Source organism: Acetobacter okinawensis (assembly GCF_002153655.1).
Classification (GTDB): domain Bacteria; phylum Pseudomonadota; class Alphaproteobacteria; order Acetobacterales; family Acetobacteraceae; genus Acetobacter; species Acetobacter okinawensis_A.
On record NZ_JOPJ01000020.1, the window covers coordinates 1 to 20,422 of the forward strand.

A 20,422-nucleotide genomic window follows, 5' to 3' on the forward strand; every position below is an offset into this window, starting at 1 on the left:
GGGGCGGGCGGGCCGCTGCCCCGACCCGGCCTTGCAACTGCTGTATTATCCCTCGCTCTATGGCCGCAACAACCTGCCATCGCAGGCAACGTACGAGGATGGGTATTTTCTCTCCCGCCGGTCCATGGAGTGGTATGCCGCCCAGTATGTGCAGCGCGACGAGGACTGGACCCACCCCAGCTTTGTACCCGGCCACACGGCCGAACTGGGTGGGTTGGCTCCAGCGGTGATTGTGACGGCGGAATGCGACCCCATGCGTGATGAAGGGCGGGCCTATGCCTCGGCCCTCCAGCGGGCCGGGGTGGCGGTGCTATACCGCTGCTACCCCGGAACCTTACATGCTTTTCTCAATTTTTATGCCCTTATGCCCCATGGCAAGGCCGCCTTACGCCTTGGGGGGAGAGCACTGCGCAGGGTCTTTGCCGCCCGCACATAACTACGGGCGACCCGCGACCTGCCCAGATATAGGGGAGGTGGTTCAGGGAATGGGGTGGAAAAAGCCCGGTGAGCCCTGATCGGAGAGGATGACCCGGTTCATGCGGTCCACCTTGAGGGTGAACAGCTTGTTCAGCTCACCCTTGGGGGCAGGGCATGTGCCGGTGCTTTTTTCCATCACATCAATGCGCGATGCCGTGGGCTGGTCGTTGCCATTGACAACAAACAGCAGACATTCCGGTTTGTCGTGGGTCATGCCGTTCTGCGTGACCTTGAGCCGCAGGTGCTGGACCAAAGCCGTGTCGTTGTACCAGCTTTGGGCGGAGAACGTGTAACGGTCCACCATACGTTCCAGAATACCGCTCTTTGCCAGCACCAGCATAAGCAGGGTCAAGGGCAGCACCATGGCCAGCCTGCGCAGGATATGCTGGCGCAGGGTGCGTTTGGCAAACGGGCCGCGCTTTGCCCCTATAACAGGGCGGGCGGAAGGTGGGGTTTTGTTGGTGTCTGTCATGTCAGCATATCTTCATGCCACAAGGCGCCATCGCGTGCCAGCAAGGCTCTGGTGGAGGCTGGCCCCCAGCTTCCGGCGCGGTAGGGCTCCAGCGGGGTCATGGCATGGCGCCATGAGTTGAGAATGGGCTCGATCCACCGCCATGAGGCCTCGACCTCATCACGGCGGATGAACAGGGCAGGGTCACCGCGTACCGCATCAAGCAGCAGGCGCTCGTATGAGTCCTGATAGGTGACGGAAAACGCATTTTCGTAAGACATGCTCAGCTTTGCGTTACGTACGCGGAACCCGCCAGCACCGGGGTCGCGCACCGCGGTCACAAGGGACAGTTCCTCGCGCGGGGCAATGCGGATGACCAGCCGCCCCGGTGAGGGCATGTTGGTAAAGATCGGCCACACCTGCGGGCGGAACTGGATAACAATCTCGGTGGTTTTTGTTGCCAGCCGCTTGCCGGTGCGCAGGTAAAACGGTGTATGCCCCCACCGCGCGGTGCGGATTTTGGTGCGGATGGCCACAAAGGTTTCGGTATTACTGGCCCGGCCTGTGCCAAGGTCATCATTATAACCGGGCACATCCTTGCGTTTGAGTTCCCCCGCCACGTACTGCCCGCGAATAACATTGCGGCGCACCATGTCCGGGGTCATGGGGCGCAGGGCGTTCAGCACCTTCAGTTTTTCATTACGCAGGTCATCGGAGCCGAGGGAGGCCGGGGCGTCCATGGCCACCATGCACAGCATCTGCAACAGGTGGTTTTGCACCATGTCGCGCAGTGCACCGGATTCATCGTAGTAGGAGCCGCGGCTGCCAACGCCCACCGTCTCGGCTGCGGTGATCTGCACATGAGCTATGGCCTCGGACGACCACAGTTTTTCCAGCATCGGGTTGGCAAAGCGTAGGGCCAGAATGTTCTGCACCCCTTCCTTGCCCAGATAATGGTCGATCCGGTAGATGGAGGCTTCGGGGAAGAACTGCCCCACGCCATGGTTAATGGCCTGTGCGGTCTCCAGATTAACGCCAATGGGTTTTTCCAGCACCACGCGGGAGTGCTGGTTTATCAGGTCATGGCGTGCCAGTGCCTCGCAGAGCGGGGAGTACAGGGCCGGGGCCGTGGCCAGATAAAAAACCCGGGGGCGGTCGTTTGTGGCTAGCAGGGTTTTGAGCGCCTGCCAGTCCCCACCGGGCTGGAGGGCATCAAGCGTGATATAGGTCAGAAGGCCCAGAAAATGGTGCAGGGTCTGCTCGTCCTGCGCGGTTTCGGGGGCAAATTCACGCAGGGCGGCTTCTGTCTGCTCACGGAACTGCTCCGTGTTCAGGGCTGTGCGGGCAACACAGATGATCTGCGCGTCATCGCTGAACTCCTGCGCATGAAAGCGGCGCAAAAAGGCAGGCAGCAGCTTGCGGCGCGACAGGTCGCCAGTTGCGCCAAAAATGACAAAGTCAAAAGGTCCCGTGTGATTGACAAGAGCCATGGAAGAACATTCCCGCAGGGGTGGTGGGCTGGGCCGCCGTCAATAAAAGTGTTGTGGGGGTGCGCGCCCGCAACACAACAATTGTTTCAGCTTATGGAAGGCTCGGGGCGGGTTTGCAAGGGTTAGAATGGTGTGTGACATTGACCGCATGCACGCGGCACGATAAGCCCGCAGCCTTTGGCTAGGCCGCACGGTACGGTTTTTGTTATCCCGTACTGATGAGCCTGGGATACGATGCGCAACTAAAGGGAGCCGAACATGGATGGCGAACATGAAGACGCAGCAGTAGGCGGTATTGCCGCAGACCGGCTGAGAAGCATTATTGAACGGGTTGAACGGCTTGAGGAAGAGCGCAAGGCACTTGCAGGTGACATAAAGGACATTTTTACCGAGGCCAAATCGGCCGGGTTTGATGTTAAGGTCATCCGCCAGATTATCCGCTTGCGCAAACAGGAACCCTCGGAAGTGGAAGAGCAGGAAACCCTGCTGGACATCTACCGCCGTGCTCTGGGCATGTAAGAGTACCCGCGCAGGCGCAACACAAGGTCGGGATGGCTTTTGATGATGACATTGTCTTTTCCCGAATGGGTGCCGCTATGGGGCCAGTTGCTGGTGCTGGCGGTGGGCATTGTGTTCGGGCTTGCGTTTATGATGATGCCTTTTGCAGTTTTTGGCGTCAAAAGCAGGCTGTCTGAGCTCTCTCTCCAGTTGGAGGAGCTTCAGGCAGAACTGCGTGCACGCGCCATGCAGGGGAATGGGGCTTCCGCCGGATATGCCTCTGGCGCGGTGGAAGGCCCGCTCCCCTTTGTTGCCCGGCGGACGGATGCGCCCGTGGTGGAGGAGGTGCGCCCACCCGTGGTGGAAAAAAACCAGCCACCACGCAGCACTCCCGTTTTTGCAGAACTGCGTGCGCCAAGGGTCTCGGATGCTTACGAGCCACGGCAGGATGTGCCCCCCGCCCCACATATTGAGCCTGACCCCTACAAAGCTGCCCCAGCCAGACGTATGCCCTGGCATGAGGAACAGCCCCCTGTAGCCGAAAGCGGGGCCGAAATTCTGCGCCGCCAGAGAGCGCCCGACGCCAATCAGGTTGCCTACAGGCCCGATTTTTCACACGAGCAGTCACCCATACGCCCATCGGTGTCCGAGACGCGTTATGACGCGCATACGGGCCGGGCTGAACCTGTGCTGCATTTTCCATCCCGCGACAGGCCGTAACTTCTGGCTACGGCTGCCCGGTTGTTACGCCCGACCTGTTGTTGGCGCGCCCTGCGGCTGTTGTGCGCAAGGCGGCTCAGACCATGACAAGGTCATCACGGTGGATCAGCTCGTCGCGTCCCTGCCAGCCCAGAATATGCACTGTCTCGCTTGACTGGTGGCCCGCTATGCGGCGGGCGTCGTCCGCATCGTAGGCGGCAAGGCCGTGGGCGAGAATACGCCCGTTGGCGTCCACCACCTCAACCAGATCACCCTGTGTAAAATTGCCCTGCACATGCAGGACCCCTGCAGGGAGCAGGGAGCCGCCTTTGCGCAGCGCCTCGGCTGCGCCGTCATCCACCCTGATTTCACCCGTGGGGTTCAGGCTCCCCGCAATCCATTGCTTGCGGCCTGTGTGCCCGTTGCTATGGGGCAGGAACCACGAGCAGCGCGCGCCATCCATAAGGGCCTGTAACGGGTGCAGGGGTTTGCCTATGGCAATGGCCATGGCGCAACCCGAGCGCGTGGCAATGTTGGCTGCCAGCAGTTTGGTGCGCATGCCACCAGAGGAATAACCCGGAGGTGGCTCCCCCCCCATGGCTTCTATTTCAGGGGTCAGGTGCTCAATGACCGGCAGGTGCTGGGCATCGGGGTTGGTGCGGGGGTCGGCTGTGTAGAGCCCATCAATGTCGGAGAGCAGAACAAGCTGGTCGGCATCGGTCATCTGCGCCACGCGTGCGGCAAGGCGGTCGTTGTCCCCAAAGCGGATCTCGGCCGTGGCAATGGTGTCGTTCTCGTTGATCACCGGCACACACCCAAGCTCCAGCAGGGTGTTCAGCGTTGCGCGGGCGTTCAGGTAGCGCTTGCGGTCTTCAGTATCTTCGGGGGTCAGCAGGAGTTGGGCCGCGGTCAGCCCGTGGGCGGAAAGAGCATGGCTCCACGCCTGTGCAAGGCTGATCTGGCCCACGGCTGCTGCGGCCTGTTTTTCCGCCAGCCGCAGGGGGCCGCCCGTAAGGCCCAGCGTGTGGCGTGCCAGAGCAATAGCCCCGGAGGAGACAACACTGACAGCAACACCCTGCCTGCGCAAAACCGCAATATCTGCGGCAACGCTTGCCAGCCACTCCTGCCGTGGGGCCGCTTTTTGCGGGTCCACCACCAGAGCGCTGCCAATTTTGACAACAAGCCGTTTGGCACGCAGGAGGGAGGGGCGGGTACTGTGTGTGGTCATGGGCTTATCCGTTGGGGGTATGCCCCCTCCAGCTATGGCATTGTAGGGTATTGGGTCAGGATTGGGTGTCCGCATCCCGTCGTTTTGCGGTGACCGTATCTTGCAGCAGGCGCAGCAGTTCGGGAACACCCTGCCGTGTTGCGGCGGAGATCAGGAGAACAGGCGCGCCACTGGCCTTTTGCAGGGCCGCCCGGCGGGCAGATGCCTCACGCGGGGTCATGGCGTCGTTCTTGTTCAGGGCAATAATTTCGGGCTTTTCAGCCAGACCGCCCCCATAGGCCGCCAGTTCGTGGCGGATGGTGCGCCATGTGTCCACCACATTGCCCGCTGCGCCATCAATCAGGTGCAGCAGTACGGCGCAGCGTTCGACGTGGCCCAAAAAGCGGTCACCCAGCCCCGTGCCTTCATGCGCGCCTTCAATCAGCCCGGGAATATCTGCCACCACAAATTCTTCGGTCATGGACAGGCGGACAACCCCCAGTTGGGGGTGCAGGGTGGTAAAGGGGTAGTCGGCAATTTTTGGCCGTGCGGCAGAGACAACGGACAGGAATGTGGATTTGCCAGCATTGGGCAGGCCCACCAGCCCGACATCGGCAATCAGCTTGAGCCGCAGCCACACCCAGCGTTCCTCGCCCGGCCAGCCCTTGTCTGAGCGGCGGGGGGCGCGGTTGGTGCTGCTTTTGTAGTTGGCGTTACCAAAGCCGCCATCGCCCCCACGGCACAGGGTTACGCGCTTGCCTGCCTCGTCCAGGTCAGCCAGCAGGGTTTCGCGGTCATCATCCATGATCTGGGTGCCGATGGGCACTTTGATGACAACGGGGGGAGAGGCAGCCCCCGTGCGGTCTGAGCCTGCGCCATTCCCACCCTTGCGGGCGCGGAAATGCTGGGTATAGCGAAAATCGATCAGCGTGTTCAGGTTGGGAACCGCCTCGAATATAATGTCGCCCCCACGGCCGCCGTTACCGCCATCGGGGCCACCGAATTCGACGTATTTTTCCCGCCGGAAGGCTGTCACCCCATCTCCACCATCGCCTGAGCGAACGTAGATTTTAGCCTGGTCCAGAAATTTCATGACATACCTTCCGCCCCGGAACACGAAAAAGGGCCGAACCTTCCGGCCCGGCCCTGTTTTGCGTTCCAGCTACGCTAAAACGTAGGCTGGAAAAACCAGCCTGCTTATTCGGCTGCGAGGGGCAGCGCGTCAACAGAAACGTGGACGCGGCCTTCTGCACGGCGTTCAAAACGCACGCTGCCGTCAACCAGAGCAAACAGTGTGTGGTCGCGGCCAACACCAACGCCAACGCCAGCCTTAACCTTTGTGCCGCGCTGACGAATGATGATGTTGCCAGCAATAACCTGCTCGCCACCAAACTTTTTTACACCAAGGCGGCGTCCGGCGCTATCGCGCCCGTTACGGGATGAACCGCCAGCTTTTTTTTGTGCCATGACCTAAGTCCTCCGTGGTCGTACCGGCCTGTTGTTCCCCTTGGGGAAATCAGGCGGCGTTAATTTCCTGAATGCGCAGAACGGTAACCGGCTGACGGTGGCCGTTTTTGCGGCGGCTGTTCTGCCGACGGCGCTTCTTGAAGATGATGACCTTCTTGAGGCGGTCCTGAGCGATAACGGTGGCCGTTACCTTTGCGCCAGCTACTGTGGGAGCACCAATGGTGGTGCCGCTCTCGCCACCAACGGCCAGAACGTCATCAAAGGTGATGGTGGAGCCGGCTTCGACTTCCAGCTTTTCAACCTTCAGCACCATGTTGGGCTCAACCCGGTACTGTTTGCCGCCAGTGCGGATAACTGCGAACATAAACTGTCTCTCTTTCCGATCTCTTGACCCTCGCGGCACCTTGGGCACAGGCGAAAGATCAGCTCGCTTTTTATTCTTTGACCGTGACTTTGCACGGCATGCTTCCATCTGCGTGGATCAGCGGGGCTTTTACTGGCAGACTCGCCGCCACGTCAACAACGAACTTGCGCGTATGCCACGGTTCTGGCCGCATGGGGTGGTTTTGGCAGTCTGTACCGTGCAGATTGGCCACACTCCGCCTGCCAGACGTACCCTTGCGGCACCTGCACGCTCAGGCCCGTGGTGGTATTTTGCGGACCAGTTTTTTGATCTCACGCCACGCCTGTAACCCCAGCCCGTGCGCAGACAGGTTGGTGTATTTTACATCAATCAGGGTCACGTTGCCTGCGGCTGCCAGCGTATGCATGCCCTCTGTATAAGGGGCGTAGCTTGCGGGCCTGCGAATGGCCGCACCGGCGTGGGTTATGACCTTCTGTGGACTCAGCTCATCAAAAATCAGGGGGCGGATGGCCCCGCCATAAGTGTGGGTGCAGTCCTGCACGGGCAGCACAACCTTGCCGCCGACCACACAGGGGGTACCACCGGGGCGGGTGCTGGCGTTGTCCAGCCGTACGGGGTTGGAGGGGTGGCGCTGCCACGGGCCAAGCAGGTTGGGGGCGTAGGCAAGGTGGAGTTCACCCACAGGGGCGGCCGGGCGTCTGGCGGGTGTGTAGAACAGCCACCACAACCCGTCGTGGAAGAAGGGTGTTGCATCCACGGCAATATCTTCCCCTAGGGGGATAACGGCCGCTTCCTCCCACTGGTCAGGAAAGTTGACGGCCCGATACAGCGTGAGCCTGCCCGAGTGGTGGGCCTCGGGGAGCATCCATGTCTGCCCGTCTGCCTCAAAAACATAAGGGTAGGAGAGATGCCACGGAGTCTGGAGCGCCTTGCGCTGCTCCTGAAGGTTGAATGCCGCGTCATAGATAAAGACATCTATGGAACCCACGCGCACGCGGTGGTCGTAATCCTCCACGAACACATGCAGCCTGCCATCGCGCCATAGCCCGAACGGGTCTGCACGGAAGCAGAAGCTACGCATGGGAGGGGTCCAGACAACAGGCAGCCCTTCAAGCGTGCCGCGCTCAAGAATGGCGGGCAGGGGGCTGTCGACAATACCAACGCGCCAGATGTCTTTTCGCAATCCCATGGTGGAGTGTTCCTTGCTTGTCGGGTCAGGTGTCGGGGCGACCTTGTGGAGGGCGGCGTAGTCTGCCTAGCCCTGAGTGGTCTGGCCTGTGGGCCGGGGCTGGACGACTTTGTGGTTGAGCTGGCGCAGGACGGGGAGTGCACAGGCCACAAACATCATCAGCGAGGCCAGAAGTGTTTCCAGCGATGCGCCTTTGATGCCGCCAAACGCCATGAACACAAAAAGCAGCGGAAAATAAAGGCACATCACAATAATACGCCACCGCAGCAGAATGGAAACCCTGTCGATCATGACAAGGAATGGCTCCAGCGGGATCAGGCAGATATCCAGCAAGGAGCCGCCCACAAGCAGCAGGAGTATGGTCTGCTGGCCGGGCCAGACGTCATGCAGCATGTAAGAAAACAGGCGGTTACCCACAGTTGCCGTCAGCACAAGCGAGAGGGCTGAAAATGCAAAGATCAGGCCGAATATCTTGAGCATAACGGTGCGGATGCCCTGCCAGTCCTGTGCATCCCGCAGGCGAATGAATTCGGGGTAGAGCGTTGGAATCATCAGCTGTGCGGGTTTGGCCAGCCCGTTGCTGATCTGGCGGGCGACTTTGTACACCGCAGCTTCGCTCGCGCCCAGTCTGCCACCGATCAGCAGCGTGGCTCCTTGCGAGAAAAAGGATTCCAGAACCTGATTGACGCTTGTCTTGATCGTGTAGGGCCATATGCCCGCAATGCCTGACCTGCCCAGAACAATATGGGAGAGGGAGGGAAAGCCCCCGGTCTGTTTTTTAACCAGATACACTCCGGCGCAGCTACAGGACACAAACATGGTCAACTGGGTTAAGGACCAGACAAGCAGAAAGTAGCCAATGCCCAAATGGTACATAAAGCCAATACCGGTGCCACCCGTACGCACACAGGTTGTCAGGAACTCGTAGACGGGCACAAGTTTAAAGCGGTTGCACAGCCGCAGCATGCCGGTTGACCAGCCCGTGTTCATCAAAAAAATGGTCAGCATGCACAAGGCTGCATCAAGCTGGACCTGCGGGCTCCACCCCATAAAGGAGCCGCCCAGCAAGGCGACCCCCCCTAGGCCTGTAAGCACCCCAACCAGCCCGCTGATAAAATCTGCACGGATGCAGAAGGTGAGCACATCATAAAACCGGTCAAACTGTTTTTGTTCAAAATAACTGGTGCCGTAATGCAAAAGGGACTGCCACGATTGCAGGTGTGTGATGTCACACACCATGGCGGCAAAGGTAATGACAAGCAGCATAACGCCAAAGTCCTGTAACCCCAGCGTCTGGGCTGCCCAGGCAACATACACAAAACTGCATACGGCGTTGACCACGCGGCTGCCGATCAGAATTCCTGTATTCCCCAGAATACGCATAAAAACAGAATTGTGGCTGTGGTCCATGCAATCTCACACATCAAAGGCCTGAAGCGCGGCTTTTACACCAATTGCTGGTGTGTGGAAAATAAGACCCATACCTGCCCATTTAGTGCTGATGTGGCATGTATGCTGTGCTAAAAACGCCTGACAGGCGGGTCTGCCGTGTGATCAGATGTGTGCTCCGGTAGGTAAAGATGGGTTATTACTCCGCCAGGGTAGGGGGCAGCATTTGGCGTGGGGCGGTATATGCTTTCTGTTTTGTGGAATGCATGCTGATAAAGAGTGTTAAAAATAATTTTAATTTCATCAGGTCGTGTTGCGCAGGCCATGTGCGGAATATAGGTAGGATTTCACTTTGTTATTCTATACAAAACATTCATCAATTGCACATGTTTGAGACAAAGCAGGAATTGTAGAAACCATCTGATAATAAAGATGTCGGTAATGGAACATTTTGCAAGCCAGCAACTTTTTAAAATAGGGGTTGTTCTTAGGGACTTCAGGCTTGGCGGCAGCGAGCGTGTTGCCATAGGTCTTGCCAATTACTGGTCCGGGCTTGGTTTTCTGGTCACGGTGTTTGTCGGGCGGAGCGAGGGCGAAATGCGGGAGCTGCTGCGCCCGGAAATTATCGTGCATTCCGCATCACTCCCCACAACGGTCCCGGACAGGCTTCTGGGCGAAAAAACAGCCTGTGCCGCACAGCAGCATTTTAGGGCCAACCCCGTGCAGGCATGCTATGTGCCTGGCAATGGCCACTGGCCCATTACCCGGCGTCTGGCGCAATTGCCTAAGCGGGTCAGGCCGACCCTTGTGTCGCAGGTCAGTTCTCCCATCTTCCGGCAGGGGCGCAGCCTGCTGTCGCAGTGGCTGTATAATGTGCGCATGCGGTTTTTGCTGCGTGCCAGTGATCATGTTGTCGCTGTCAGCCGCGAACTGGCCAAAGACACCCGTAGCGTGCTGACAGGCAGGGAGGTCAAGGTTATTCCCCTGCCCGTTGTGTGGGAGGAGCACGACCTTGTGCCCGTGCCCGAAAAGGGTGCGCTGAACATTCTGGCAGCAGGCAGGCTGGTGCCGGTCAAGGGGTTTGATGTGCTGATTGAGGCCATTGCCCTTGTAAAAAAACAGTGCCCCACCGTGCGCCTGACTATCTGTGGCGAGGGGCCGGAGCGCCCAAGGCTGGAAAATCTGATCAGCACTCTGGGGTTACACGACAATGTGGTTCTCGCGGGTTATGTTTCCTGCATCCGTCCGTGGCTGGATGCGTGCCGCATGTTTGTCCTGTCTTCCTATGCGGAAAGTTATGGCGCTGTTCTGGTGGAGGCTCTGGCAGCGGGGCGGCAGATTGTCAGCACCCGGTGCACGCCTGCGTTACAGGACCTGATGCAGGCTCCATGGGTGGGGGAGGCCGTGTCTGTGGGGGACCCATGTGCTCTGGCGGACGCTATTGTGCGCTTGCAGTCCCAGCCAGCTCCGCCGTGCGAAAAACTGGCTGAAACCGTGCGCTCTTTCCATCTGGCTCATGGTGGGGAGCATTACCTTTCCCTGCTGGCGTCATCTCAGGGGGCACGGGGCCGGTAGGCCGTATGGTCGTGTGGTGAATTTCTGCTGCGCGTGTAAGAGGGATTGGTTTATGCCGCTGACTGATGATAGTAAAACGCAATCTTAATGGCTGCATGCGCCCTTAACCCTGTGCCGGGTGCTTGCTGTTCAGGCGTATAGGGTTGGCATGATATGCGCGTAGGGTTTCTCATTCAGCACATCAATGGTCTGGGCGGGACAGAACGGACCGCCTGCGCTGTGATGAATGGGCTGGTCGAGCATGCCAGCGTATCCCTGATCGAACTCTGGTCCCAAGGCCCTGCGGCATATGGGCTGGACCCCAGAGTACAGACCGTTTCCCTTTTTACCAGACATGTGCCCATGCTCAGCCACTGGGGGCGTCTGGTCTGGCAGTGTTACAAGCAGATCCGCGCCTTGGGGCTGGATGTGCTGGTGGTGGTGGAAAGTACGCACGCCCTGTACGGCGTTGCGGCCTGCCGTCTGGCGGGTATTCGCTGCGTTGTCTGGGAGCATTTTAACTGCAATGTGGATATGGGTAAGCGCAAGCGCCGCTGGGGGCGGTGGATAGCGGCGCGCTGGGCGGATGATATTGTAACCCTGACCAGCCGGGACATAGCCCTGTGGCGCCAGAAACTGGCCCCAAAAGCCAGACTGGTCTGTATTCCCAACATGGTGCCCGCACTGCCGCCTGTGCAATATGACCCGGACTCACGCCATGTTGTTGCTATTGGTCGGCTCACGCACCAGAAGGGGTTTGACAGGCTTCTGGCTGCTTGGGAAAAAATTATACAGGACAGGCGTGCTGCGGGTTGGGTGTTACAGATCATAGGGTCTGGCCCGGAACTGGAGCCGTTGCGGCACAAGGCTGCATCCCTCACACATATAGACTTTTTGCCTGCCCAAAAGGATGTCAGTGCTGTGTATGCGCGCACGGGTATTCTGGTCTCCACGTCACGGTATGAGGGGCTGCCCATGGTTATGCTGGAAGCGGAAGCCGCAGGAATACCAATTGTCGCTTTTGATTGTGAAACAGGGCCTGCTGAGATTATTGTATCAGAGCAAACGGGTTTTCTTGTAACGCAGGATGATGTTCAGGGCTTTGCCCATGCCGTGCTTGAGTTGATGGATGACCGGGCCATGCGCGTGCGCTTTTCTGCTGCGGCCAAGGTGCGGTCTGGTTTGTTCTCACCCCATAAAATTATGGAAAAATGGAGGCATCTTCTTAGAGTTTAAGCAAGGTATCATGGGTGCAGGTATGGGGGGCACGGCGCTGTCAGGTATTGGTGTGGTCATTCACGATTTCAAGTTCGGTGGTTCGGAACGTATAGCCATCCGACTTGCAAATTACTGGTCTGGTAACGGGTTTTCGGTAACGGTTTTCTGCGCCTCCGCTCAGGGGGAGATGCGCCACCTCCTTTGCGACAGTGTTAAAGTGGTTTGCACATCTCCCGCCCTGTCGCGCCATTATGGCAGTATGTATCAGCTTGCGCGCAGGGCGCGGCGGTATTTTGCTGAGCATCCTGTGGATTTTTGCTATATTCCGGGTAATTACCACTGGCCTGTTACGCATGAGATGGCCCGGCTACCTTTGCCTGTACGGCCTGTTCTTGTCTCCCAGATCAGCTCTCTTATCTACAAACCCGGTCGTTCGCGCTTCAGGCAGATGCTGTTTAACCTACGCATGCGCTACCTGCTGAACAGGAGCGACCTTGTGGTGGCCATGGATAGCCTGAGTGCGCGCCAGAGCAACGCCATTTTGCACAGAACGGACACTCTGGTCATCCCGCTGCCCGCACTGGATGCAATAGGAATGCCCCCTACGCCGCGCCCGGCAACACTGTCCGTTGTTGCCGCAGGACGGCTCACTGAGCAAAAAGGGTTTGATGATCTTGTCCGGGCATTTGCGCTGGTGCGGCGCGCGTTGCCACAGGCACGGCTGACCATTTGTGGCGAGGGGGAGGAAAGACCCGCTCTGGAGCGGCTCATCCGCCGGTATGGGCTGGAGGATACCGTAACGCTGGTCGGGTATGTGCAGAATATACGCCCGTATTTGGACAGGAACGCCATTTTTGTCCTCTCCTCCCGCCGGGAAGGGTATGGTGCGGTTCTGTTGGAGGCGCTGGAAGCCGGGCGTTATGTGGTGACAACGGATTGCACCCCAGCCGTGTACGATATTTTTGACGATGGCGTTTGCGGCAAGGTTGTGCCGCCGAACAACCCGAAGGCTCTGGCTAAAGGGCTGGTCGAGGCTTTGCGGAACGGACGGGATATTACCCATCTTGTCGGGGAGCGTGTGGCCCGTTTTCGGATCAATGTGGGTGCACAGATGTATCTTGCCGCTGTGGACAGTAAAATGCGCGCAGGTCGTGGGTAATCTGCATAGGTACAGGGCAGGTGGACCGCATTGCCGCAGGGGTCAGCCCCTTGTTTTTAGCGGCGGGCTCTCACAATCTGTTCGACGCGGGCTAGTATGGTGCGCCCCGTCTGGTCAAAACGGGCTGCGCCAAAACGGTCGAGCACAGTGCTGCGCGCACGCTGGCCCATGAGTGCTAGTTGGTCAGGCTGGCGGAGCAGTTCATACAGGGCAGAGGTTAGGGCTTCCACATCCTGCGGAGGCACAATGCGCCCGGTCTGGGGTGTGATTGTGGCGGGCATTTCCCCGGCTCTGGAGGCGATAACGGGCAGTCCAGCCAGCATGGCCTCGTGTGCGGCCAAGCAGAACCCCTCCCACAGGGAAGGCTGCACATAAAGGTGTAGCTGCGACAAAAAACCAGCCGGGTTTTTGACATGCCCCATAATCCGCACGGGCAGATTACCCCGCGCAATCAGCTTTTCCAGTTTCGGACGTTCTTCTCCCTCGCCCGCAATCAACACCTCAAATGGGGGCAGGTCGGGGAGGGATTGAAGCCGGGCAATGGCGGCGCACAGGATGTCGTACCCTTTTACGGGGTGCAGGCGGCCCAGTGCGCCAATACGCACGATTGTCCCCGGCTGCCATGGAGTTGCGATGGGGAAAGATGCATCCGCGCGGAAGATGGGCCACAGCACAAGATGCTCGGGGGAGATGCCCAGTGTCTGCCGTGTCTGCTCCGCCACGCATGAGGAATCTGCCACCCATAGCGCAGTTTTGTCCCTGAAGCGCCTGAGCATAAAGGCGTTAAAGGGCTTAAGGCGGGCTGAATGCTGCCAGCTTATAACCGGCACATGGCGCCATTGCCCTACAATCTGCCCCAGCAGCGTTGCCCGGCTAAGGGATGTCCATATGACATCGGGCTGGTAGGTACGCATTTGTCTGTTCAGCCAGTACAGGGCAGGGCCGTGGTCTTTGCGTGTGCCGGGGCGGATATGCACGCTAAGGCCCGCCTTGTGCATTGGCTCTATGGCCAGTCCGTCCCGGCGGGTCAGGGCAAAGACTTCCACATGGTGCCCTGCCTCACGCATGACCTGCGTTATGGCTGGAACGGGTGAGGCCGCGCCGCCGCCTTCCACGGAGTTTATGACATATGCGATTTTCATTGCCGCGAGTTTTGCACAAATCAGCCCAATAGGCGAGGGAGCAAGCCCCTGCCGTGTGCGCGGGCCAGCCAGACCTCAGGCAGATTTTTGCAAAAACCGGACAATTGCATCCGCTGCACCAGGGGAGGTGGGGCCTTGGGCATAATGTTCAAAGGTTTCCGCTACGTAGGCGCGCTGCTTGGCCACAAATTCGTTTTGCCGGGCAAAGGCTACGGGGAGTGCTTTTTTCAGGTCTGCGGGGTTATCAATGACCTGCCCCAGTGTCCAGAAGCGGTAGTCCTTGTTGTTCTGCCACGCCGCATGATGCGCGTTCAGAAAAATGCAGGGGCGCGGGCGGATCAGGAATTCAGCAACCTGACTGCTCACATCGCCTAGGTAAAGGTCCGCAGCCATGGTGTAGGTCATGTCTATGCTGCTGGTGCTGCCAGTATCGATCAGGATGTTGGGATACTGTGCAAAGCGTTTGATAAGCGCCTTGCCCTGTTTTTGGTGGCTGTTGAACAGGCGGTAATGGGGGGCGCAAATCAGGTTGTAACGGTCCTGATTGGCAAAATAGTTCAGGATCGCCTCACCAAACAGATACCAGGAGGTCAGGTTACGCGAAAAATGCGGGTTATACAGCACAATTGGCTTGTCATTATCAAACAGGCGCGACCGCTTTTTTTGCAGCCGCTCAACAATGTCAAACTTGGCGTAAGAGCCCATATAGTAGTTGCCCGGTGTAATCAGGCGGCGTTCGAGCAGCCTTTCCTCCACTTTTTTGCCGGACAGGAGCACAAAGTCGAACCGTTTGATATCTTTGGCAAACCCTATGGCGCGGTCACCCGCACCATGCCTTGTCCAGATGTAGCGTGGTTTGGTAACGCCCATGCGCTTGAGGTAGAGCGATGTGCGCTCGGGCACCACAATGGCCTGAAACTGGTCAAAATAATGCCGGCTAAAAAACAGGGAGGCCACTTTTTCAAACGGGCCGGGGCCGTGCCGCTCAATCAGTTTTGTCAGCCATGATGGGATGGGCAGCAGCTCATAAATAACTCTGGCGGAGGGGTAGAGCTTGCCGAGCGAGCGCACGTAATCCAGATGGCGTTTGGTCAGGCAGGTGACGTGGACTTCCACATCCGGGTGACGTGTTGCCATTTCAAAAGCGATTGGCAGGGAGTGCAGCGTCTGGTGTGGCTGGGCGATCAGAAGAAAAACCACCTTGATGTGGCGTGGCGCAGACTGCTCAGGTAAATGGTCTTTCAGCACGTCCTGATGGGCCATGGTCATGTTCTGAAGGCGTTCCTGATGATCTGTCATGTCAAAAAAATGGATGCGCAGGCTGGAATGGCAAGTGCTGTTATGCATCTTCGCTCAGGATAAAGCGTGCCGGGGGATTGATGTCATATTAGGTGGCCCCATACCATTCAGCGTCAACAAAAACAAAAGATCGCCCGCTGACTTGCGCCAGATAGCTGCCAGCGTCAAGACGCAAACAGCGTGTGGAATGGCTGGTATAAAGCTGAGAAAGCTCACTTAATATGGATGTCAGACACATATTTTGACCACGCTGGCATCAAGGTGGGGCCCATACCGGAGACAAAGATGTGGTGATGGACCTGATCACCTGTTCCAGCTCAGACGCAAAGACCGAGAGCCAATAAGCCGGTAACAAGAGCACCTGACTTCTATATCCTGCCGCCAATCCACTATCCGGTTTTTCTTGACGTCAAGAACAGAAGAGACCCGCAGTGAAGGTATGGATGCAATCAGCCTTCTCGCTCTGCTCCTCCTGTCGGACATTTGATGGTGGCTGATAATGTTGCAAAGCACGCCTTTACCGGCAGGTTTTTTGTGTCTGCATTTCATTACATGCCAAATGCCGGCCAGCATCCCGCTCTGAGCGAGGTCATGAGCGACATCAACTCGTCAGCGTCGTCAGGCGCTAGTTTATGAGAATTGAGGTTGGCGGAGAGATAGGGATTCGAACCCTAGGTACGATTGCTCGCACAACGGTTTTCGAGACCGCCCCATTCGACCGCTCTGGCACCTCTCCGTGAGCACGGTTTATAGGTGTGCTTGTTCAAATATGCAAGGGCTGATCTTGGGGGCGTATGTCCCCCAAAGATCAGTGCACATATCAGTGCCGCCATGGTGTAAAAACTGCTCCGGCAGGGTATTTGCCGCAACAGAATTGCTCAGGAAATAAAGGGCAGGCAGGCGTAGCGTTTTCCTCGGGTTACGGGGGTTACAGCGTGGAGCAGAGCGCAGGAGAAAATGACGGCGCCCCCCGCAGGAGCCGAAAACTCCTGAAGACTGAATTCAGGAAAAAACAATCTGCCGCCGTCAAAATCGCTGTTAAGATTGATGGAAATTGCAAACTGCCTATGCGCGGAGGAGGAGACGGTGTTGTCTCTATGAGGGCCAAAAAACCCCTGATCTTCCGCATGGTATGCGCTGATGAGCAGGCGCTCCATCCGGCTTGCCTGAAAACGGAATACTTTAAAAATAGCAGGCACGGCCCGACGTATGACGCGCGCTTGCAGTCCCTCTACCAGATGTTTGTCCCGTAAAAAACAATCATGTCGTCTTTTGAAATCAGGGGCGATAACGCGTTGCGGGTTTCCGTCCCTGTCTGCAAACAGAATGGGGGAGGGCTGCGCATCATGGGTTTGGTAATAATGCATGAGGGCGGCGCAGAACTCTGGTTCCAGAACATGCGGCAACACAAGAGCGGGGACCGGGCACTCCATACCCAATGGCACGGCCTGCTGCTGGCTCACCCATGTGTGGAGGGCCTGCCATATTTGTGGTGTGTGCGGCATCCGCTCAGCAACATGTAACATCGGATTAACAATGACCCATTGGGTGGGGGCGTTGGGTGGTATGCCAAACAGCTTATGAACTTTGTGGTCACAATCAAAAAAGAACACGCAGTGTGGATAACGCTTTTGCAGGTCTGCATCAGTTGAATTGATTGTGCCGGAGCAGACGATAAAAACAGAGCAGTTTGGCGGACCAGCGGGCGGAGGATTGGCCTGAATGGCATCCAGTGTCTCTGTGATTGTTGGTGTATTGAGCGTGCTACAAAACAAAAGCAGGTTAAAGCGCCCGCCGCTCATATCAAATGTATGGCTGCCCGTGGGGGTACTGGCTCTTTGTGTAAAAGGAGCAACCGGGTCCCCGATATGGCTTGCAGGCTGATGCATGATAAATCCCATACAAATGTATGTACAACTTGATTTTGCCACTATCAGGATAAAATAATCTCAAGTTCTTGTATAGAAGATAATATTTTATAAAATATGATGGTGGAATCAGGCGTATCGGAGACAGGTTTGGGCTGCTTACTGATTCAAGAGAAAATAACATACCTATACAATATTTTATTTTTCGGAATTTCTGAACGAATCCCACTTTCTGAGGCGCTTTGGTTCTTGGTGAGAATGACTTTTCCGCATGTAAGAGCGTGTGTGGTGGCGTGATGTTGTGCAATTTTATGGGTTTAAGTAACTGTAAATAAATAAAATTATTTTAGGTGCGCGCTGATTTTTGGCGTGAGGTGAAAATTTTTTAATTCTAAATCGTAATGTTTTTTCGGTCTGGATGAAAAATATGGTTGCATAGACAAGTTAAACAATGTCATTGCTTGTTTGAAACAAAAATACCATCCAGGGCAGGTGCCATGCTAACCATCGTACATTATCGTGCGTGTAAGACATACATTGCACTTTCAACCGCATCCTTTCTGGCTTCCACTGCCTTGGCGCATGCCGCTGTCGATCATACCCATGTGCGCAGTGCTGCCGGGCAGCATGAGGTGGCATCCGGGTCGCATGTTACGTCGGGCAAGGCCGCTTCGGGCAAGACTAAGGCTGCGGCACCCCGGACACTAGTATCGCATGGCACGGAAGAGGTGCAGGTTAACGCAGCCTTGCAGCATGGCGCTTATGGGCGGATGCGCCGCATTGCCGGTGGTGGCCTTATGGCGCGCCAGACCGGTGGGGATATGCGCAGTACGGTTACGTCGGAATATATTAACAAGCAGGCAGCAACCACCACGGCTTATCAGGCTGTATCGCTGACGCCGGGCGCTAACTTTTCGCAGAGCGATCCGTACGGTTTTGCCGCCAACTCCATGCTGAGCGTGCGCGGTCTGGGTGGGAATGAAGTGGGGCAGGTCTGGGAAGGCATGCCCGTAAACGACATTGAAACCTACAATGGATACCCGACCTACTGGGCCGATGGTGAGGATATTGAGTCCGTCAGCCTGACGCAGGGCTCTGCCGCCATTACGGCCCCGGTCATGAACGCAGCAGGCGGGCAGATTACCACGACCATGCGCGATCCGGGCAAAAAGTTCGGCGGGCTGGTAGATTATAGCTATGGCACGCTGAATCTGGAGCGGTTTTATGGCCGCATTGACAGTGGCGAAATCGGTCACACGGGTTTGACGGGCTACGTCTCTTTTTCCAACGGAACAGCCAAGAACTCGCTCGGTCCGGGGCGGCAGATGCGGCGGCATGTTGATTTTGCTGTGAAAAAAGACTTTGAAAACGGCGATGTCATCAAGCTGAATGGCTCTTACGTTGACATGGACTACATGAATAACCCCAACCCGACCAAGGATAGCTGGAACACCTACGGGCGCAGCTATGCATGGGGTGGAACCTTCTCACCCGGTAGCTCGGATTACTGGCAGCAGAACCGTTGGAAGTGGGAGCAGATCATGCTCAGCATGCCATCTCTGTTCAAACTGCCGGGCAAAACCGAGTTGAATGTTACCCCTTATTTTCTGGAAGCATGGCAGAACTCTCCTGCGTCTTCCACTTTGTCTGAGACAGGGAATTACTATGGCACGCAGCCTGTCTCCGTCACTATTCCCGGTGTTGATGAATCAGGCGGGAGCGTGCGGAGCGATTATGTGGGCACGCAGAGCGTGGGTGGGGTCAATGCAGCCCTGTCGCGCAAGTTTGGCGACCACAAAATTACGCTTGGGTATTGGTACCAGTATGGTGTGGATGACCTGTCCATGCCGTTTTCCGGCGTATCGTCTTCGGGGCTGACGGGGTCTGCATGGAGTTTGCACAACGTCACCATGGGCAATGGCGAGCCCTATATGGCGGAAAAAGAACATACCGTTACCCAGACAAACGCCCTTTACCTGCAAGACGAGGTCTCTCTTTTGCAGGATAGGCTGAAGATTGTGGGGGGTATTAAGGCGCTGATGGTGAACAAGGAGGGCACCAACAGCCTGCCCGGGCCGCAGTACCATGTGGGGAGCAACAACTTCCAGCCACTTCCCCGGCTTTCGGTGGCGTATAAGTTCAGCAAAGACCATCAGGTGTTCTTTAACGTCACCACCAATACGCTCATGCCGATCGATGACACGCTGTACAACAGCTATTCGGGTGGGGCGATCAGTACGCAGGGGAACTCCAACCTCAAACCCGAATATTCCATTTCGGAAGAACTTGGGTATCGGTATCAGGGGAGCATTGTTCATGCATCTGTTGCACTCTTCAACTACAACTTTACCAATCGTCAGGTTTCCAGCCAGCGGTACGTGAACAACGTGCAGGTTTACTCCACCATCAATGGCGGTGGGCAGACAACGCGCGGTGTGGATTTTGAGGCAGGCTTGATGCCCTTCCATGGGTTTTCTCCCTATGTTTCGGCCGAGTACCTGCACGCAACGATTGATAACAACATTCAGGTTGGGAATGATTACCTGCCAACGGCTGGTAAAACAGCAGTCAGGAGCCCGCATTTTCAGGGTGCTATCGGCATTGTTTATGATCACCGGAACTTTTTTGGCACATTCTCTGTCAAATACACCGGCTCGCAGTATTCGACCTTCATGAACGACGAAAAAATGCCGAGCTACAAGACCCTCAACCTGTCTTTGGGGTATCGTCTGCCCAGCTTCGGGTTTGTTAAAAATCCTGAAATACGCGTTGCATTCATGAATCTTACTGATGAGAAAGTGCTCTCCGGTGTGGCGTCTCCCCAGTTGAACGCCCAGACCGTAACGGGAATACACGGCTCCAGCATAGGAGGCTCTTCGCCCCAGTATTACATTGCGCCGCGCTTTACCACGTCCATGACTATTGCCGCCGGTTTCTGACTTTATCGCGTC

The 20,422-nt window shown here is 57.0% G+C and carries 18 protein-coding genes and 1 tRNA gene; 7 read left to right on the forward strand and 12 right to left on the reverse strand.

The genetic code is table 11. The features are described from left to right. A partial coding sequence (locus tag HK26_RS09385; protein WP_143296332.1) for an alpha/beta hydrolase fold domain-containing protein occupies positions 1–436 on the forward strand: 436 nt, incomplete at its 5' end. A 42-nt stretch (positions 437–478) separates the two neighbouring features. Here the strand turns inward: HK26_RS09385 and HK26_RS09390 are convergent. Then, entirely contained in the window at positions 479–949 is a 471-nt protein-coding gene (locus HK26_RS09390) for a hypothetical protein (RefSeq protein ID WP_086639546.1), read from the reverse strand. Beyond that, positions 946–2,418 (reverse strand): glucose-6-phosphate dehydrogenase, encoded by a 1,473-nt coding sequence (gene zwf, locus HK26_RS09395; protein WP_086639547.1) that lies wholly within the window; start codon positions 2,416–2,418, stop codon positions 946–948. Before zwf ends, HK26_RS09390 begins: the two co-directional genes overlap by 4 nt. A 258-nt stretch (positions 2,419–2,676) precedes the next feature. Here zwf and HK26_RS09400 point away from each other — a divergent pair, with 258 nt between their 5' ends. Together HK26_RS09400 and HK26_RS09405 are read left to right on the forward strand one after the other, a co-directional pair. Continuing rightward, complete coding sequence (locus tag HK26_RS09400; RefSeq protein WP_025826482.1) at positions 2,677–2,937, forward strand: DUF2312 domain-containing protein; 261 nt, start codon at positions 2,677–2,679, stop codon at positions 2,935–2,937. 42 nt (positions 2,938–2,979) lie between these two features. After that, positions 2,980–3,636, forward strand: a complete 657-nt coding sequence (locus HK26_RS09405) for a hypothetical protein (RefSeq protein ID WP_086639548.1) — start codon at positions 2,980–2,982, stop codon at positions 3,634–3,636. A 76-nt stretch (positions 3,637–3,712) separates the two neighbouring features. Here the strand turns inward: HK26_RS09405 and proB are convergent, their stop codons facing one another. From proB to HK26_RS09435, 6 genes are all read right to left on the reverse strand, one after another. Continuing rightward, a complete protein-coding gene (gene proB, locus HK26_RS09410; RefSeq protein ID WP_086639549.1) occupies positions 3,713–4,843 on the reverse strand; it encodes a glutamate 5-kinase in 1,131 nt (376 codons plus the stop codon). A 55-nt stretch (positions 4,844–4,898) separates the two neighbouring features. Continuing rightward, positions 4,899–5,915 carry a GTPase ObgE gene (gene obgE / locus HK26_RS09415; protein WP_086639550.1) on the reverse strand — a complete coding sequence of 339 codons (1,017 nt, stop codon included), beginning with the start codon at positions 5,913–5,915 and terminating at the stop codon, positions 4,899–4,901. Positions 5,916–6,019: 104 nt separating this feature from the next. Continuing rightward, a complete protein-coding gene (gene rpmA, locus HK26_RS09420) occupies positions 6,020–6,289 on the reverse strand; it encodes a 50S ribosomal protein L27 (protein WP_025826490.1) in 270 nt (89 codons plus the stop codon). A gap of 49 nt (positions 6,290–6,338) precedes the next feature. Beyond that, a complete protein-coding gene (gene rplU / locus HK26_RS09425) occupies positions 6,339–6,653 on the reverse strand; it encodes a 50S ribosomal protein L21 (RefSeq protein WP_025826492.1) in 315 nt (104 codons plus the stop codon). A 271-nt stretch (positions 6,654–6,924) separates the two neighbouring features. Further along, a complete protein-coding gene (locus HK26_RS09430; protein WP_086639551.1) occupies positions 6,925–7,842 on the reverse strand; it encodes a glucosamine inositolphosphorylceramide transferase family protein in 918 nt (305 codons plus the stop codon). Positions 7,843–7,908: 66 nt separating this feature from the next. Continuing rightward, positions 7,909–9,252, reverse strand: coding sequence for a lipopolysaccharide biosynthesis protein (locus HK26_RS09435; RefSeq protein WP_086639552.1), 1,344 nt, complete (start codon positions 9,250–9,252; stop codon positions 7,909–7,911). Between the two features lie 420 nt (positions 9,253–9,672). Here HK26_RS09435 and HK26_RS09440 point away from each other — a divergent pair, with 420 nt between their 5' ends. From HK26_RS09440 to HK26_RS09450, 3 genes are all read left to right on the forward strand, one after another. Then, entirely contained in the window at positions 9,673–10,806 is a 1,134-nt protein-coding gene (locus HK26_RS09440; RefSeq protein ID WP_180539468.1) for a glycosyltransferase, read from the forward strand. Between the two features lie 153 nt (positions 10,807–10,959). Next, entirely contained in the window at positions 10,960–12,021 is a 1,062-nt protein-coding gene (locus HK26_RS09445) for a glycosyltransferase family 4 protein (RefSeq protein WP_086639554.1), read from the forward strand. Between the two features lie 10 nt (positions 12,022–12,031). Continuing rightward, complete coding sequence (locus HK26_RS09450) at positions 12,032–13,162, forward strand: glycosyltransferase (protein ID WP_180539470.1); 1,131 nt, start codon at positions 12,032–12,034, stop codon at positions 13,160–13,162. 56 nt (positions 13,163–13,218) lie between these two features. Here the strand turns inward: HK26_RS09450 and HK26_RS09455 are convergent, their stop codons facing one another. From HK26_RS09455 to HK26_RS09470, 4 genes are all read right to left on the reverse strand, one after another. Next, positions 13,219–14,304, reverse strand: coding sequence for a glycosyltransferase (locus tag HK26_RS09455; protein ID WP_086639556.1), 1,086 nt, complete (start codon positions 14,302–14,304; stop codon positions 13,219–13,221). Positions 14,305–14,379: 75 nt separating this feature from the next. Continuing rightward, entirely contained in the window at positions 14,380–15,510 is a 1,131-nt protein-coding gene (locus HK26_RS09460; protein ID WP_086639627.1) for a CDP-glycerol glycerophosphotransferase family protein, read from the reverse strand. A 739-nt stretch (positions 15,511–16,249) separates the two neighbouring features. Then, positions 16,250–16,339 (reverse strand) — tRNA-Ser (locus tag HK26_RS09465). A 142-nt stretch (positions 16,340–16,481) separates the two neighbouring features. Beyond that, positions 16,482–17,492: a 2OG-Fe(II) oxygenase gene (locus HK26_RS09470; protein WP_180539473.1), complete on the reverse strand. Its 1,011-nt coding sequence runs from the start codon at positions 17,490–17,492 to the stop codon at positions 16,482–16,484. A gap of 554 nt (positions 17,493–18,046) precedes the next feature. Here HK26_RS09470 and HK26_RS09475 point away from each other — a divergent pair. Further along, positions 18,047–20,410, forward strand: coding sequence for a TonB-dependent receptor domain-containing protein (locus HK26_RS09475; protein WP_180539475.1), 2,364 nt, complete (start codon positions 18,047–18,049; stop codon positions 20,408–20,410). The last annotated feature ends 12 nt before the right edge of the window (positions 20,411–20,422 follow it).

Bases quoted from the DNA above. Each gene is read 5' to 3' on its own strand.
- HK26_RS09390 (WP_086639546.1), bottom strand. From the start codon at position 949: ATGACAGACACCAACAAAACCCCACCTTCCGCCCGCCCTGTTATAGGG.
- rplU (WP_025826492.1), bottom strand. From the start codon at position 6,653: ATGTTCGCAGTTATCCGCACTGGCGGCAAACAGTACCGGGTTGAGCCC.
- HK26_RS09400 (WP_025826482.1), top strand. From the start codon at position 2,677: ATGGATGGCGAACATGAAGACGCAGCAGTAGGCGGTATTGCCGCAGAC.
- HK26_RS09435 (WP_086639552.1), bottom strand. From the start codon at position 9,252: ATGGACCACAGCCACAATTCTGTTTTTATGCGTATTCTGGGGAATACA.
- obgE (WP_086639550.1), bottom strand. From the start codon at position 5,915: ATGAAATTTCTGGACCAGGCTAAAATCTACGTTCGCTCAGGCGATGGT.
- HK26_RS09445 (WP_086639554.1), top strand. From the start codon at position 10,960: ATGCGCGTAGGGTTTCTCATTCAGCACATCAATGGTCTGGGCGGGACA.
- HK26_RS09470 (WP_180539473.1), bottom strand. From the start codon at position 17,492: ATGCATCAGCCTGCAAGCCATATCGGGGACCCGGTTGCTCCTTTTACA.
- zwf (WP_086639547.1), bottom strand. From the start codon at position 2,418: ATGGCTCTTGTCAATCACACGGGACCTTTTGACTTTGTCATTTTTGGC.
- HK26_RS09405 (WP_086639548.1), top strand. From the start codon at position 2,980: ATGATGACATTGTCTTTTCCCGAATGGGTGCCGCTATGGGGCCAGTTG.
- HK26_RS09455 (WP_086639556.1), bottom strand. From the start codon at position 14,304: ATGAAAATCGCATATGTCATAAACTCCGTGGAAGGCGGCGGCGCGGCC.
- HK26_RS09440 (WP_180539468.1), top strand. From the start codon at position 9,673: ATGGAACATTTTGCAAGCCAGCAACTTTTTAAAATAGGGGTTGTTCTT.
- HK26_RS09450 (WP_180539470.1), top strand. From the start codon at position 12,032: ATGGGTGCAGGTATGGGGGGCACGGCGCTGTCAGGTATTGGTGTGGTC.
- rpmA (WP_025826490.1), bottom strand. From the start codon at position 6,289: ATGGCACAAAAAAAAGCTGGCGGTTCATCCCGTAACGGGCGCGATAGC.
- proB (WP_086639549.1), bottom strand. From the start codon at position 4,843: ATGACCACACACAGTACCCGCCCCTCCCTCCTGCGTGCCAAACGGCTT.
- HK26_RS09430 (WP_086639551.1), bottom strand. From the start codon at position 7,842: ATGGGATTGCGAAAAGACATCTGGCGCGTTGGTATTGTCGACAGCCCC.